At 65.5% G+C, this 12,292-nt stretch carries 13 protein-coding genes and 1 rRNA gene; 4 read left to right on the top strand and 10 right to left on the bottom strand.

Annotated features, from left to right (window positions below):
• The first annotated feature begins 94 nt into the window (after positions 1-94).
• Positions 95-207 (top strand): 5S ribosomal RNA (gene rrf, locus AC1KAR_RS07550).
• A gap of 235 nt (positions 208-442) precedes the next feature.
• Here rrf and AC1KAR_RS07545 read toward each other — a convergent pair.
• Complete coding sequence (locus AC1KAR_RS07545; RefSeq protein ID WP_480316090.1) at positions 443-2,122, bottom strand: long-chain-fatty-acid--CoA ligase; 1,680 nt, start codon at positions 2,120-2,122, stop codon at positions 443-445.
• Positions 2,123-2,184: 62 nt separating this feature from the next.
• Positions 2,185-2,877 carry a DUF8198 family protein gene (locus AC1KAR_RS07540; RefSeq protein WP_480316088.1) on the bottom strand — a complete coding sequence of 231 codons (693 nt, stop codon included), beginning with the start codon at positions 2,875-2,877 and terminating at the stop codon, positions 2,185-2,187.
• Between the two features lie 122 nt (positions 2,878-2,999).
• On the opposite strand from AC1KAR_RS07540, the gene AC1KAR_RS07535 reads away from it, so the two are divergent.
• From AC1KAR_RS07535 to AC1KAR_RS07525, 3 genes are read left to right on the top strand one after another with little or no spacing between them, the layout of a single operon-like run.
• Positions 3,000-3,506, top strand: a complete 507-nt coding sequence (locus AC1KAR_RS07535) for a hypothetical protein (protein ID WP_480316086.1) — start codon at positions 3,000-3,002, stop codon at positions 3,504-3,506.
• Positions 3,506-5,131: a GMC family oxidoreductase gene (locus AC1KAR_RS07530; RefSeq protein ID WP_480316084.1), complete on the top strand. Its 1,626-nt coding sequence runs from the start codon at positions 3,506-3,508 to the stop codon at positions 5,129-5,131. The genes AC1KAR_RS07535 and AC1KAR_RS07530 overlap by 1 nt, the downstream gene beginning before the upstream one ends.
• Before the next feature lie 8 nt (positions 5,132-5,139).
• Positions 5,140-6,060: an esterase/lipase family protein gene (locus tag AC1KAR_RS07525; protein WP_480316082.1), complete on the top strand. Its 921-nt coding sequence runs from the start codon at positions 5,140-5,142 to the stop codon at positions 6,058-6,060.
• A 53-nt stretch (positions 6,061-6,113) separates the two neighbouring features.
• Here AC1KAR_RS07525 and phhA read toward each other — a convergent pair whose 3' ends face one another.
• The 8 genes from phhA to AC1KAR_RS07485 all read right to left on the bottom strand — a co-directional run bounded on the left by phhA (position 6,114) and on the right by AC1KAR_RS07485 (position 12,261).
• A complete protein-coding gene (phhA, locus tag AC1KAR_RS07520) occupies positions 6,114-6,983 on the bottom strand; it encodes a phenylalanine 4-monooxygenase (protein WP_480316080.1) in 870 nt (289 codons plus the stop codon).
• A gap of 5 nt (positions 6,984-6,988) precedes the next feature.
• On the bottom strand, positions 6,989-8,104 hold the full coding sequence (hppD, locus tag AC1KAR_RS07515) for a 4-hydroxyphenylpyruvate dioxygenase (protein ID WP_480316079.1): 1,116 nt from the start codon (positions 8,102-8,104) through the stop codon (positions 6,989-6,991).
• 115 nt (positions 8,105-8,219) lie between these two features.
• Positions 8,220-9,065, bottom strand: coding sequence for an HDOD domain-containing protein (locus tag AC1KAR_RS07510; protein WP_480316077.1), 846 nt, complete (start codon positions 9,063-9,065; stop codon positions 8,220-8,222).
• Between the two features lie 76 nt (positions 9,066-9,141).
• Positions 9,142-10,164, bottom strand: coding sequence for an ABC transporter substrate-binding protein (locus tag AC1KAR_RS07505; RefSeq protein WP_480316075.1), 1,023 nt, complete (start codon positions 10,162-10,164; stop codon positions 9,142-9,144).
• Between the two features lie 13 nt (positions 10,165-10,177).
• Positions 10,178-10,948: an ABC transporter permease gene (locus tag AC1KAR_RS07500; protein ID WP_480316073.1), complete on the bottom strand. Its 771-nt coding sequence runs from the start codon at positions 10,946-10,948 to the stop codon at positions 10,178-10,180.
• 2 nt (positions 10,949-10,950) lie between these two features.
• Entirely contained in the window at positions 10,951-11,715 is a 765-nt protein-coding gene (locus AC1KAR_RS07495) for an ABC transporter ATP-binding protein (RefSeq protein WP_480316071.1), read from the bottom strand.
• 66 nt (positions 11,716-11,781) lie between these two features.
• A complete protein-coding gene (locus tag AC1KAR_RS07490; RefSeq protein WP_480316069.1) occupies positions 11,782-12,048 on the bottom strand; it encodes a hypothetical protein in 267 nt (88 codons plus the stop codon).
• A 45-nt stretch (positions 12,049-12,093) separates the two neighbouring features.
• Positions 12,094-12,261, bottom strand: a complete 168-nt coding sequence (locus tag AC1KAR_RS07485; protein ID WP_480316067.1) for a hypothetical protein — start codon at positions 12,259-12,261, stop codon at positions 12,094-12,096.
• Positions 12,262-12,292 lie beyond the last annotated feature (31 nt).

Below are 12,292 nucleotides of genomic sequence, written 5' to 3'. Positions count from 1 at the left end.
AATTATGCTGATAGCTGCTAGATACAAAATATCTAGCAGCCGACTCTACAAATTGGCCGTCTTGCGCGTACCGCAAGATGGTTGACCGGTTAAGCCTGATGACCATAGCGAGGTGGTCCCACTCCTTCCCATCCCGAACAGGACAGTGAAACGCCTCAGCGCCGATGATAGTGCGGATTCCCGTGTGAAAGTAGGACATTGTCAGGCTATTATTAGAGAACCCCCGCCACGAAAGTGGCGGGGGTTTTTGCTTTTCTACGAGCATTTCGGCAAGTGAATATCTAGGCTCAGGCAGTATCAGGTGCGCACGACTCGCGTATCAAGTCAATCTGCGGAAGCCGTTTTGCAAGAATCACGCGCCCTTGTCGCGAAGCCACAACCGGAGCGCAAGCGCTAAGGCGCCTCGCGACATGCTAGTGCCAGCAAATCGCGAAGCGCGAAATCATGCGCGCAGCTCGCGCCGCAGAATCTTCCCGACGTTGGACTTTGGCAGATCGTCCCGGAATTCGATTGCCTTTGGGCGCTTGTACGCAGTGAAGTTTTCGCTGCAGTAAGCCGCAAGGCGCTCCTCTGTGAGTGTCGGATCCTTTCGGACGACGAAGAGCTTGACTGATTCACCGGAGCGCTCGTCTGCGATCCCGATCGCAGCGCATTCAAGAACGCCAGGGTGCATGCCAACCACCTGCTCGATCTCTGTTGGATACACGTTGAAGCCGGACACCAGGATCATGTCCTTTTTGCGGTCCACGATCTTCACGTAACCGTTCTCGTCCATGACGCCAATGTCACCCGACTTGAAGAAGCCATCGCTCGTCATGACTCTGGCTGTTTCATCAGGCCGATTCCAGTAGCCAGACATCACTTGTGGCCCTCGAATACAAATCTCGCCGGTTTGCCCGAAGCCCACATCGCGGCCGTCATCGTCCCGGATGGCGATGTCGGTTGATGGGACCGGCAGGCCGATCGTCCCTGTGAACGTATCGATGTCGAACCGATTGATGGTCGCGACGGGCGACGTTTCTGACAGGCCGTAGCCCTCGACCACTGGGCAGCCGGTGATCTTCCGCCATTGCTCAGCGGTCGATTGCTGGACCGCCATGCCCCCGCCGTTCGAAATCGCCAGCTGCGAAAAGTCGAGACTCTTGAAGTCCGGGTGATTGGCCAACGCGTTGAATAGCGTGTTCACCGCGGGGAACATGTTGACCCGGTGACCCCGTAGCGTCTTGATCAGGCCGGGAATGTCGCGCGGGTTGGGAATCAGGATGTTCAGCGAACCCAGCCGCGCACCCAGCATGTAGCAGGCAGTCAGCGCGAAGATGTGATACAGCGGAAGCGCGCACACACCTACAAGTTGCGCGCCGCCAACCTCGTTCAGCTTCGGCTGGAACCAAGCCTCCGACTGGATGATGTTCGCGATCACGTTCCGATGCAGCAAAGTCGCGCCCTTCGAGACCCCGGTCGTGCCACCCGTGTACTGAAGAAAGGCTACGCTTTGAGGATCGAGCGTCGGCTTGGCCAGGGTCGACCGCGAGCCATCGGCCACGGCTTGGTTGAACCGCGTCACGCTCCGGCCGTCACCCAAGGGCAGCCGGAAGGGTGGAACGAGCTTGCGCACATTGCGCACCACCAGGTTCACGAGCGTGCCCTTCGCTCCGCCGAGAAGGTCGCCCATCGACGCCAAAACGACGTGCTTCACCTCGGTCTGGAGAATGACCTGCTCGAGGGTCTTGGCAAAGTTCTCCAGAATGAAGATGGCCTCGGCCCCAGAGTCCTTGAGTTGATGCTCCAACTCTCGCGGCGTGTACAGCGGGTTGACGTTCACCACGGTGTAGCCAGCGCGCAAGATGGCCGCGATGACGGGCATGTACTGCAGCACGTTCGGCATCATGATGGCCACGCGCGCACCGGCCTTCAGCCCCTTGCCTTGCAACCAGGCGCCGAGCGCGAGAGACATGCTGTCCAACTCGCGGTAAGTGAGGCCCTGGCCCATGCAGATCGCGGCCGTCCGGTCTGCGAACTTCGCGAACGACTCCTCCAGAAGGTCGACCAGCGTTCGGTACTGATCGACATCGACCTCGGCGGGAACGCCGCTCGGGTAGCTCTTGAGCCAGGGCTTCTGCATGATGTTTTGTGACTCCAACGTGAATAGACCGTTGGATGATCACAGCTGCCTGTTCGGACCGGCTACGGTAATTGTCCTAGCGCGGTCCCGTCGAACAGTGCAGACATCAGCAATTGCTCACGCGTCTGCACGGTCGTCAAAAATTGGGTCGCGCCTTTCATGGACGTGAAGGTCTCGAAACCGCGTTCCAGAAAGACTTGCAAAGCCTCAAGCCCCGCCGCGCGCGCAGGCCCTCGCATCATGCGCAGGCTATGGCGAAGCAGGGGCTTGCGCGTGAGTTTGTCCAGTGACTCGCCCACTGCAAGTACCAGTGTGATCTGAGTCTGCCTAGCCGGCACGCGCGCGGTGGCTTGCCACACGCGCATGTAGCTCGAAGCATCCACTGATTCACCTTGGAGATGACGTCCCATCTCGCTGTCCAGCGCTTCCGACAGCGCGTGCAACCGCGCGAGCGTGTCCACAGTGAGAACTACGTCACGGGGAAACAGGCGGACGAGCGCGGGCACAACCCGCGCGAACTGCTCATCACGCTGCGAGAAATCACCCGGGCCGTAGAGCTCATCCAGAAAGAACTGCGCGGCCGCGCTGTAGCGCGGTGTCGAGAGCAGATCCGCGTAAGTGTGTGAGAAGCGGGCCTGCTGATACCCCTTGATCGCCGCCACCCGGGCAGCCAGCCGTGGCGAGCGGGCGCGTTCGTCTCGCTCTGCGCTCACTGTTGCCAAGTGGCTCAGGATCGATTCGGCTGTCGCTGTCATGGTGATCACGAGTGCGGGTTGATCTCGGTACCGGTTAGTTGCCCGCCCCTACGGCACGCCCTGCGAATGATGCAACACTTGATCGAGCTCCCCGCCGCGCATCACCTCCCAGCACCTCTCACATGCAAAGACGCCGCCTCCTTCAATTGGGCTTCGGCGGGGCGGCCGCGATCTCCGTGGTGGGGGGCGGCCTGGCGATCGTTCAACCCGGGTTGGTGCACAGTCGGCTCAGCGAGGCGGGCCGCGATGTGTTCGCCGCCGTGGCGCGTGCGGTGCTCGACGGCAGTCTGCCAAGCAATGACGACACCCAAGCGGCGGCCTTGGCACTGCACCTACAGCGCCTGGACGACACCATCGCGGCCTTTCCGGCGGCCACTCGGCAAGAGCTCTCGCAACTCCTTGCGCTACTTGCGTCTGGGCCGGGCCGTTTGCTCTTCGCCGGGTTGCCCACCCCGTGGGACACCGCCTCCGTGGCGCAGGTGCAGGCGGCACTGCAGAGCATGCGTTTGTCGTCCGTCGCGTTGAAGCAGCAGGCCTATCACGCGCTGCGCGACCTCACGAATGCGGCGTATCACGCCGACCCATCGACCTGGGCTCCGCTCGGCTATCCGGGCCCGCGCGACATCTGATGGCGGCAGGCCAGATCCCCGACCCCATCCGCGAGGGCCTGCGCCGAGGGTGGCGGGTGCTCGGCGGCGAGCACGCCGAGTTGCCTTCTCGAATGGAGTGCGATGTCGCCATCGTCGGAACCGGCGCAGGCGCGGGTATCACGGCCGAGCTGTTGACTCAGGCGGGATTGAAGATCGTGCTGATCGAAGAAGGGCCATTGCGCAGCAGCAGCCACTTCCATCAGCGCGAGAGCGAGGCGTACCCCGCGCTCTATCAGGAGAGTGCTGCGCGCAAGACCGCAGACAAGGCGATCAACATCCTCCAGGGGCGCTGCGTGGGGGGCTCCACGACGGTCAACTGGACGAGCTCTTTCCGCACACCACCCGAGACCCTGTCGCATTGGCAGTCGCACCATGGCTTGCCCGACGTGAGCGCACGCGAGATGGCGCCGTGGTTCGAGCAGGCCGAGCGGCGCCTGAACATCACGCCCTGGCTGACGGCCCCGAACAACAACAACGAGCTGCTGCGCCAGGGTGCCGCGCGCCTGGGCATCGCGGCAGCCGGCATCGAGCGCAACGTGAAGGGCTGCTGGAACATCGGCTCGTGCGGCATGGGCTGTCCGACCAACGCCAAGCAGTCCATGCTGGTGACGACGATCCCGGCCGCACTCGATCATGGTGCCACCTTGCTCGTTCAAACGCGTGCGCTGCGCTTCGAGCATGCCAAGGGCTCGATCGAAGGCCTGCTGTGCGCGCCCGTCACCTTGTCAGGCGACGTGATCGAGAGCCCGCGCCCGACGCGCATTGCTGCCCGGCACTATGTGGTGGCCGGCGGCGCGATCAACTCGCCTGCGCTCATGCTGCGCTCCGCGTTGCCCGATCCGCACAGGCTGCTCGGGGCGCGCACGTTCTTGCACCCGGTGGTGATCTCTGCGGCCACTTTCGAGCAGCGCGTCGAAGCCTGGGATGGCGCTCCCCAGACGCTCTACAGCGATCACTTTCTTCATACGCAACCCATCGACGGCGCCATCGGCTACAAGCTGGAGGCACCGCCTCTGCACCCGGTCATCTTCTCGAGCACGTTGGCGGGCCATGGTCGGGAACAAGCGGCGACGCTCAACCGCTTCCCGCACACGCATGCACTGCTCGCCTTGCTGCGCGACGGCTTCCACCCGCAGGCGCCGGGCGGGCAGGTGCGATTGAAGTCAGACGCAACGCCAGAGCTCGACTACCCGCTCACCGCGTTCATCATGGAGGGCGCCCGGCGTGCTTTGCTCAGCATGGCCGAGATCCAGTTTGCAGCCGGTGCGCGCAGCGTGGTGCCAGTGCATGAACTGGCTGGCGAGTACACGACCTGGGCCGATGCGCGTGCGGCGATCGAGGCGCTGCCCATGCAGCCCTTGCTGACCCGCGTGGTGAGTGCCCATGTGATGGGCGGCTGTGCGATGGGTGCGAGCGAGAGCCAAGGGGTGGTGCGCACCGACGGCACGCATTGGCAGATGAGCAACCTCTCGGTGCACGACGGCTCGGTGTTCCCGACCAGCATCGGCGCGAACCCGCAGTTGTCGGTATATGGGTTCGCCAACCGATTTGCCACGGGCCTGGCCAAGCGATTGACTGGCCGAGACGTCCGCTTGGTGTCCTAATGGCGCCCATGCTTGCGCGCCTTCAACAGTTCACCACCCTCACACTCGCCGTCGCCGCCCTCGCGTGGGCTGTCTGGTTCGCGACACAGGGCGAGCCCGGGTGGGCGGCTGCCGGCGTGGCGCTCATCGTGTTCGGCTATGCGTTGTTCATCGCCATCGAGTACGTGCTCGTGTGGCTCGTTCATGGCGACGACCCTGCACCCAAGGCCAGCGTGGCGCAGTTGGCGCGAGCCTGGTGGGCCGAGGTGCGCACCGCGCCGCGGGTCTTCTGCTGGCAGCAGCCCTTTCGCTCGAACGTCGAGCCCGATTTCGTGCCCGATCAGCCGGGCCGGCGCGGTGTCGTGCTGGTGCACGGCTTCGTGTGCAACCGCGGGCTGTGGAACCGCTGGCTGCCGCGCCTGCGTGAACGCGGCGTGCCCTTCATCGCCGTGAACCTCGAACCCGTGTTCGGGAGCATCAGCGACTACGCGCCCATCATCGAGCAGGCGGTGTCGCGCATGGAGGTGGCGACCGGCCTGCCGCCGGTGGTCGTGGGCCACAGCATGGGTGGGCTCGCAATCCGGGCGTGGCTCATGGCGTTTGCTGCGGCACACCGAGTGCATCGCGTCGTGACCATCGGAAGCCCGCACCGCGGGACCTGGCTGGCGCGCTTCGCCACCACCACGAACGCGCGTGAGATGGCGCTGGGTACCGACTGGCAACGCGCCCTCGAGTCCACTGAATCGTCAGAGCATTTCGAGCGCTTCACCTGCTTCTACAGCCACTGCGACAACATCGTGTTTCCCGCGTCGAGCGCCACCTTGCCGGGCGCCGACAACCGACATATCGTGGGCGCGGCCCATGTGGACCTGCTCGATCAACCCGAGGTCTTCAACGACGTGCTGGCCTGGGCGATGCCGTTCGAGGCGTCGGCCCATTCAACACGCTGACACGCGGCCGCGCTGCGAGATTGGCGAGCGGCTACGGTCGCGATGGGCGAGGCTCAGCACACCGTGTCGGTCGGCAGTCGGGCCTCGGCGCTCAATTCGCCCTGTTGCGCAACACGCTCGTAGAGCGGTGTGAAGTCGGGCGCTGTGGCTTCGAAGAGTTGCTCGAAACCGCGGATCACGAAGTAGGTGCTCTGGTAGCTGTCGATGCGGTACTGCGTGCGCATGATGCGTTCGACGTCGAAGCCCAGGCGCTGCGGCTTGGGGCTGAGCACGCTGTGTCGCAATTCGCCGGTCGATGACAGGATGCCCGCGCCATACGCGCGCAGGCCCGCCGGTGTGGCGATCAGCCCGAACTCCACCGTGTACCAGTACAGCCGGGCGAGGTGCATGCAAGCCTGCAGGCGGCTGGCCTTCAGCCCGCCCGCGCCATAGGCCTGCATGTAATCGGCGAACATCGGGTTGAAGAGCAGCGGCACGTGGCCGAAGAGGTCGTGGAAGACATCGGGCTCGACGACGTAGTCGAACTCCTCAGGCTTGCGAATCCAGCCGGTGACCGGAAAGCGCCGCTGCGCGAGCAAGCCGAAGAAGGCCTCCTCGGGGATCAACCCCGGCACGGCCACCACCTCCCAGCCGGTGGCACGGTGCAGGCGCTCCGACAGCGCATCGAAGCGCGGGATCTCGTGCGGCGCGCCGAGTTGCGCCACGGCGCTGATGAACTCCTCGCACGCCAGCCCGGGCAACTGCGCCGCCTGCCTTTCGTACAGCCGCTGGTAGAGCGCATGCTCTTGCGGCGTGTAGTGGTGCCAGTTCTGGTCGCAGGTGTAGTCGGCTCCTGCGGCGGCATAGTCGCCGCGCGGTGGGCGATCGCCGTCGCCGTACGTGACCGGCGCCACGCCCTGGTTGACGGCCTTGTCGGCTGGCATGGGGCTCAGCTTGTCGGTGCGTCGCTCAGCACGCCCCGGCGCACCTGGTCGAGTTCGATGCTCTCGAACAGCGCGCGGAAGTTGCCTTCCCCGAACCCCTGGTCGCCCTTGCGCTGGATGATCTCGAAGAAGATGGGGCCGATCACCGTCTGCGTGAAGATCTGCAGCAGCAGCTCGTTGGGCGCGCCCTGGTGCGTGGCGCCGTCCACGAGGATGCGCAGGCGCTTCAGCTCGTCGAGCTTCTCGCCGTGGTCGGGCAGGCGCTTGTTGACCAGGTCGTAGTAGGTCTCGATGGTGTCCTGGAAGGCGACCTTGCTGCGCTTCATCGCATCCACCGTGGCATAGATGTCGTCGGTGCCGAGGGCGATGTGCTGGATGCCTTCGCCGTGGTACAGGTCGAGGTATTCGGCGATCTGGCTCTTGTCGTCGGAGCTCTCGTTGATCGGGATGCGGATCTTGCCGCAGGGGCTCGTCATCGCCTTGCTCTTCAGGCCGGTGAGCTTGCCTTCGATGTCGAAGTAACGCACCTCCTTGAAGTTGAACAGGCGCTCGTAGAAATCGGCCCACTCCTTCATGCGGCCCCGGTGCACGTTGTGCGTGAGGTGGTCGATGTAGGTCAGGCCGTTGCCCGGCACCTCGGCGGCCACGCCGGGGATGGGAACGAAGTCGACGTCGTAGATGCTGATGTTGCCGATGGCACCGGGCTCAGCGCCGTCCTTGCCGTGCCAGCGGTCGACGAAGTAGATGAGCGAATCACCGATGCCCTTGATGGCCGGGATGTTCAACTCCATCGGGCCGGTCTGGTTGTCGAAGCCCCAGGCGCCGAGTTCGAGCGCGCGCGTGTAGGCGAGGTTGGCGTCCTTCACGCGGAAGGCCATCGCACACACGCTCGGGCCGTGCAGGCGCGCAAAGCGTTGCGCGAAGGAGTTGGGCTCGGCGTTGACGATGAAGTTGACCTCGCCCTGGCGGTACAGCGTCACATCCTTGTGGCGGTGCCTTGCGATGGCGCGAAAGCCGAGCGATTCGAAGAGCTGGCCCAAGGCCACGGGGTCGGGGGCGGCGTACTCGACGAACTCGAAGCCGTCGGTGCCCATGGGGTTGTCCCAGGGGGTGAACTGCATGTGCATGCTCCTGTGTGTTCTGTTTGAACAGCCAGGATCGTAGGCTCTCGCGGGCGAGGCCGCAGGTCAAGACCGCAATCCCCTGCGGGGCTCCGCCGTGCGGGCGGTAAGCGGTTCAGGTGTCGGTCTCGCGCACCAGCGCGGCGGTCGCATCGACCGAGAGGTTGAGCAGCTCGGCAATGTCGCGAATGTCGTCGGGGATCGCCGGGTTGTCCCAGCCCAGCGCCGTGTGGCGCGCCAGGCGGATGGCCAACACCACGCTCTGCACGCTGGGGTGCTCGGCGTGGCGGTCGTCGGTGATGCGGATCAGCAACTCGGGCAGGGCCCAGGTTTTCATGAGCGCCTGTTGCAGGTCACTCAGGGCCACGTTGAGAAGTTGCAGTTGTGCGCTGCGCGAACGCAAGGTGGGGTCCGCCTGCTGCGCGGTGCGCAACTGCAGGGCCAGCGCGGGGGCATGGCACCACAGCAGCATCTCGGCAAAGTCGTGCAGCAACGCGGCTTCATAGATCACGGCGGCGTCGTGATCTTGTCGGTGCACGGCGAACGTGAGGGCGAACTGGGCCGCGCGGTGGGCGCGCCGCATGACTTCGCTCAGCCCGCGCAGCGCTTCGGGCTCGCTGGCCAGGTGGTCTTCGATCACGGGCTGCGGGCCGAAGGCCGTGAAGAAAGGCGTGATGCCCATCAGCACAACGGCGGCGGTGACGGTCTCGACGTCGGTAACGAGCCGCGGCGGGCGGTTTGCCGCCGCGTGGGCGAGCACCTTGAGCGTCATCAGCGGGTCGTCGGCGACCATCTCGCCGATCAGGTTGGCGTCGACCTCGTCTTCATTCGCGCGCATGGCCTCGAGCGCATCGGCGGTGTTGCCAAGCACCGGGATCTCGGCCTCGCGAAAGCACGCCACCCAGCTGGGTAGGTCACGCAGGGCGTGCGTGAGGGGCGGGCGCGGGGCGTTGGTGGTCATGGGCCGGGTGGTGCGAGCGGTTACCGGCAATATCGGCACGCGCCGCCTGCCACTTGAGTGGCAGGTTTCCCGGGTGTCACTTGGCGCCCATTCTGGCCTTGGCGTCGAGCCCGACGCGTTTGTTGACGAACTGCATCGTGGCGACCTTGGCGAGATCGATGTCGCCCGCCTTGTACAAGCCGGCCTTCACCATCTGGGCGTAGAAGTCGGCGATGCGCGCCGGGCTCATCGCGCCGATGCCGTTTTGCAGCGCCTCGCCGCTGTCGACGATGCCCTGGTTCTTCATCAGCGCGACCGAGGCTTCCATCTCGGCGACGGTCATCTCGGGGTTGTCCTTCATCATCAGTGCGGCGGCCGCGTCGCGCTTGCCATAGAGGTAATTCACCCAGCCGATGGCCGAGGCGTCGACAAAGCGCTGCACGAGGTCGGGCTTGCTCTTCACGGTGTCGGCGCGCGCCTCGATCAGCGTGGAGTAGGTGCTGAAGCCATGGTCTGCCAACAGGTGCACTACTGGCTTGAACTTGCCCTGGTTCTCGACGTAGATCGGCTCGGCCACCGAATAGCCTTGCTGGATCGCCTTCTTGTTGGCAAGGAAGGGGCCGAGGTTGTAGTTGTAGGGCTTGAGCGATTCGTCGCTGAAGCCGTGCGTCACCTTCAGCCACTGCCACCAGCTGAACTGGCCGTCTTTCGCGATCAGCGCGACCGGCGCGCTCTTCAGCGCGGCAAAGCTCTCGTAGCCCTGGCCCGGGTGCGCGATCAGCGCCTGCGGGTCCTTCTGGAACATCGATGCCACCACCACGGTGGGCACGCCGTTCTTCACGTTGTCGAAGCTGTGCAGCAGGTTGCCGGTCATCAGGAAGTCAATGCGCCCGGCCGGCAGCAGGGGCCGATTGTTCACCTGCGGCCCGCCTTGCTGGATGGTTACGTCCAGGCCGTACTTCTTGTAAGTGCCGTCGGCCAGCGCCTGGTAAAAGCCGCCGTGCGCGGCCTGGGCCTTCCAGTTGGTGGCGAACACGACCTTGTCCTGAGCGAAAGCGTGGCCGGCGATCAAGGTCGCGGCGAGAACGGCGGTGGCGAACACGGCGGGTCGGATCAGCATGTGGGCTCTCCAATCAATCGAGGGATGCAGACTCCACCGCGTGCCAGCGCCCGAGCAGCGCACGGGACAACGCGTTGAAGCCCCAGAAGATCAACACGCCCGTGAGCACCAGCAGCGCGAGCGCGGCGAACATCTTGGGCGTTTCGGTGCGAAAACTGGCTTCGAGGATGCGCGAGGCGAGACCGGTCTCGCGGCCGGCGGCGCCAGCCACCATTTCGGCCGTGACGGCGCCGATCAGGCTCAGGCCGCCGGAGATCTTCAGGCCCGCCACGAAGTACGGCAGGGCGCTCGGCACCAGCAGCCAGCGCAGGCGTTGCAGTGGCGTGGCGCGGTACAGGCGGAACAGGTCGCGCAGGTTTGCATCGGCTGCCCGCAGGCCGATCACGGTGTTCGAGAGGATGGGGAAGAAGGCCACGATCCACGCGCACAGCAGCAGTGCGGCGGTGGTGCTTTCCACGTAGATCAGGATCAGCGGCGCCACCGCCACGATGGGGGTCACCTGCAGCATCACCGCGATCGGGAAGAAGGCGCGTTCGATCGGCTTCGAGAGCGCGAACACCGCGGCGATCAACACCCCGCCGGCGCAGGCCAGCAGCAGGGCACCGAAGGTGATCTTGAGGGTGAACCACCAGCTCGCGGCCAGCGAGCCGAAGTTGCTCCACAGCGTCTGCAGCACCAGGCTGGGCGCAGGCAGGGTGTAGTGCGGGATCTGCGCCAGGCGCACCAGCGCCTCCCAGGCGGCGAAGAGGGCGAGCAGGCTGAGCAGGGGGGCGAAGCGCTGCATCGTCACGCCAGCGCGTGCGCCGCATCGAGCGCCTCGGTGATGCGCGCGCAGGCCGCGGCGTAGCGGGGCGAGGTGCGGAAGCGCGCGTCGCGCGGATAGGGTTCGTCGATGGCGATCTCGGCCACCACGCGCCCGGGCCGTGCGCCCATCACCAGCACGCGCTGGCTCAGGAACACGGCCTCGGAGACGCTGTGCGTCACGAACATCACGGCCAGTCGGCGCGCGAGCCACCAGCCGAGCAGATCGGCGTTGAGCTTCTGGCGCGTGAACTCGTCGAGCGCCGCAAACGGCTCGTCCATCAACAGCAGGCGGGGCTGGGTGACGAGCGCCCGTGCGACCGAGGCGCGCATTCTCATGCCGCCAGAGAGCTCGCTGGGGTAGGCCTTGGCAAACGCGGCGAGCCCGACGGATGCCAGTGCGGCTTCAATGCGTGGCGCCGCTTCGGCGCGCGGCACGCTGTCCAGCCGCAACGGCAGCCACACGTTGTCGAACACGCTGGCCCAGGGCATCAGCGTGGCGTCCTGGAACACGCAGGCGGTGTCGGCCACGGGCGCGGCCGATGTGGCGGGGGATTGAACGCGGCCGCTGGTCGCGGCATCGAGACCGGCCGCCAGGCGCAGCACGGTGCTCTTGCCGCAGCCCGAGGGGCCGAGCAGCGCGACGAACTCGTCTCCCGCCACCTGAAGAGAGACATCGTTCAACGCCTGCACGCCGTTGGCGAAGCGCTTGTCGACATGCTCTAGGTGAACGAGAGGCGGGCTCGGCATGCGCCGGAGTTTGCCTGCGTTTGCAGGCCCGGCCGGCTGCAATCGCCAGCCCGGGCGCGCCACGTTTCAGAGGCGCTTCACACCTTCGAGGTAGCCGACGAGTTCGCCGTCGGCGTAGAGCGCACCTTCGGGTGCGCCGGCGTCGGCATAGAACTCCAGCACCTCGGGTGCTTGCCGGATGTCGGGGACGACCGGCACGGCCATCACATGCGCGAGGCGCGCCAGCACGGCGCTGGCGCCACGCAGGCCTGCGGCCAGCAGGCGGCGGACCGGGTAGGTCCAGGGAGGGGTGACGCTGTCAGGGCGCCACGAGACGGGCTTGAAACTGGACATGATCGTTTCCTTCGGGGGCCGCCCTCGTGGGGCGTGGCCGTGGGTTCATGGGCTGTCGGGGTGGTGGGTGAGCTGGGCCAGCTCACGCTTCAGGGTGCGGCGACCCTGTTGTCGCGCGGCACTGCCACCGGATCGGTGGCTGCCGGCGCGACGCATGTGGGCGGCGACGACGACGGGGTTGCGCGGCTTCGGGGTGGTGACGGTAATCTTCATGAATGCTCTCCTCATGGTTTGGACAGGGCAT

This window comes from Piscinibacter sp. PDB1-1, from assembly GCF_056675995.1.
This window is presented reverse-complemented; position numbering and strand designations above follow the sequence as displayed.

Excerpts from the sequence above, each read along its gene's own strand:
- AC1KAR_RS07545 (WP_480316090.1), bottom strand. The coding sequence starts at position 2,122 with ATGCAGAAGCCCTGGCTCAAGAGCTACCCGAGCGGCGTTCCCGCCGAG.
- AC1KAR_RS07540 (WP_480316088.1), bottom strand. The coding sequence starts at position 2,877 with ATGACAGCGACAGCCGAATCGATCCTGAGCCACTTGGCAACAGTGAGC.
- AC1KAR_RS07535 (WP_480316086.1), top strand. The coding sequence starts at position 3,000 with ATGCAAAGACGCCGCCTCCTTCAATTGGGCTTCGGCGGGGCGGCCGCG.
- AC1KAR_RS07530 (WP_480316084.1), top strand. The coding sequence starts at position 3,506 with ATGGCGGCAGGCCAGATCCCCGACCCCATCCGCGAGGGCCTGCGCCGA.
- AC1KAR_RS07525 (WP_480316082.1), top strand. The coding sequence starts at position 5,140 with ATGCTTGCGCGCCTTCAACAGTTCACCACCCTCACACTCGCCGTCGCC.
- phhA (WP_480316080.1), bottom strand. The coding sequence starts at position 6,983 with ATGCCAGCCGACAAGGCCGTCAACCAGGGCGTGGCGCCGGTCACGTAC.
- hppD (WP_480316079.1), bottom strand. The coding sequence starts at position 8,104 with ATGCAGTTCACCCCCTGGGACAACCCCATGGGCACCGACGGCTTCGAG.
- AC1KAR_RS07510 (WP_480316077.1), bottom strand. The coding sequence starts at position 9,065 with ATGACCACCAACGCCCCGCGCCCGCCCCTCACGCACGCCCTGCGTGAC.
- AC1KAR_RS07505 (WP_480316075.1), bottom strand. The coding sequence starts at position 10,164 with ATGCTGATCCGACCCGCCGTGTTCGCCACCGCCGTTCTCGCCGCGACC.
- AC1KAR_RS07500 (WP_480316073.1), bottom strand. The coding sequence starts at position 10,948 with ATGCAGCGCTTCGCCCCCCTGCTCAGCCTGCTCGCCCTCTTCGCCGCC.
- AC1KAR_RS07495 (WP_480316071.1), bottom strand. The coding sequence starts at position 11,715 with ATGCCGAGCCCGCCTCTCGTTCACCTAGAGCATGTCGACAAGCGCTTC.
- AC1KAR_RS07490 (WP_480316069.1), bottom strand. The coding sequence starts at position 12,048 with ATGTCCAGTTTCAAGCCCGTCTCGTGGCGCCCTGACAGCGTCACCCCT.
- AC1KAR_RS07485 (WP_480316067.1), bottom strand. The coding sequence starts at position 12,261 with ATGAAGATTACCGTCACCACCCCGAAGCCGCGCAACCCCGTCGTCGTC.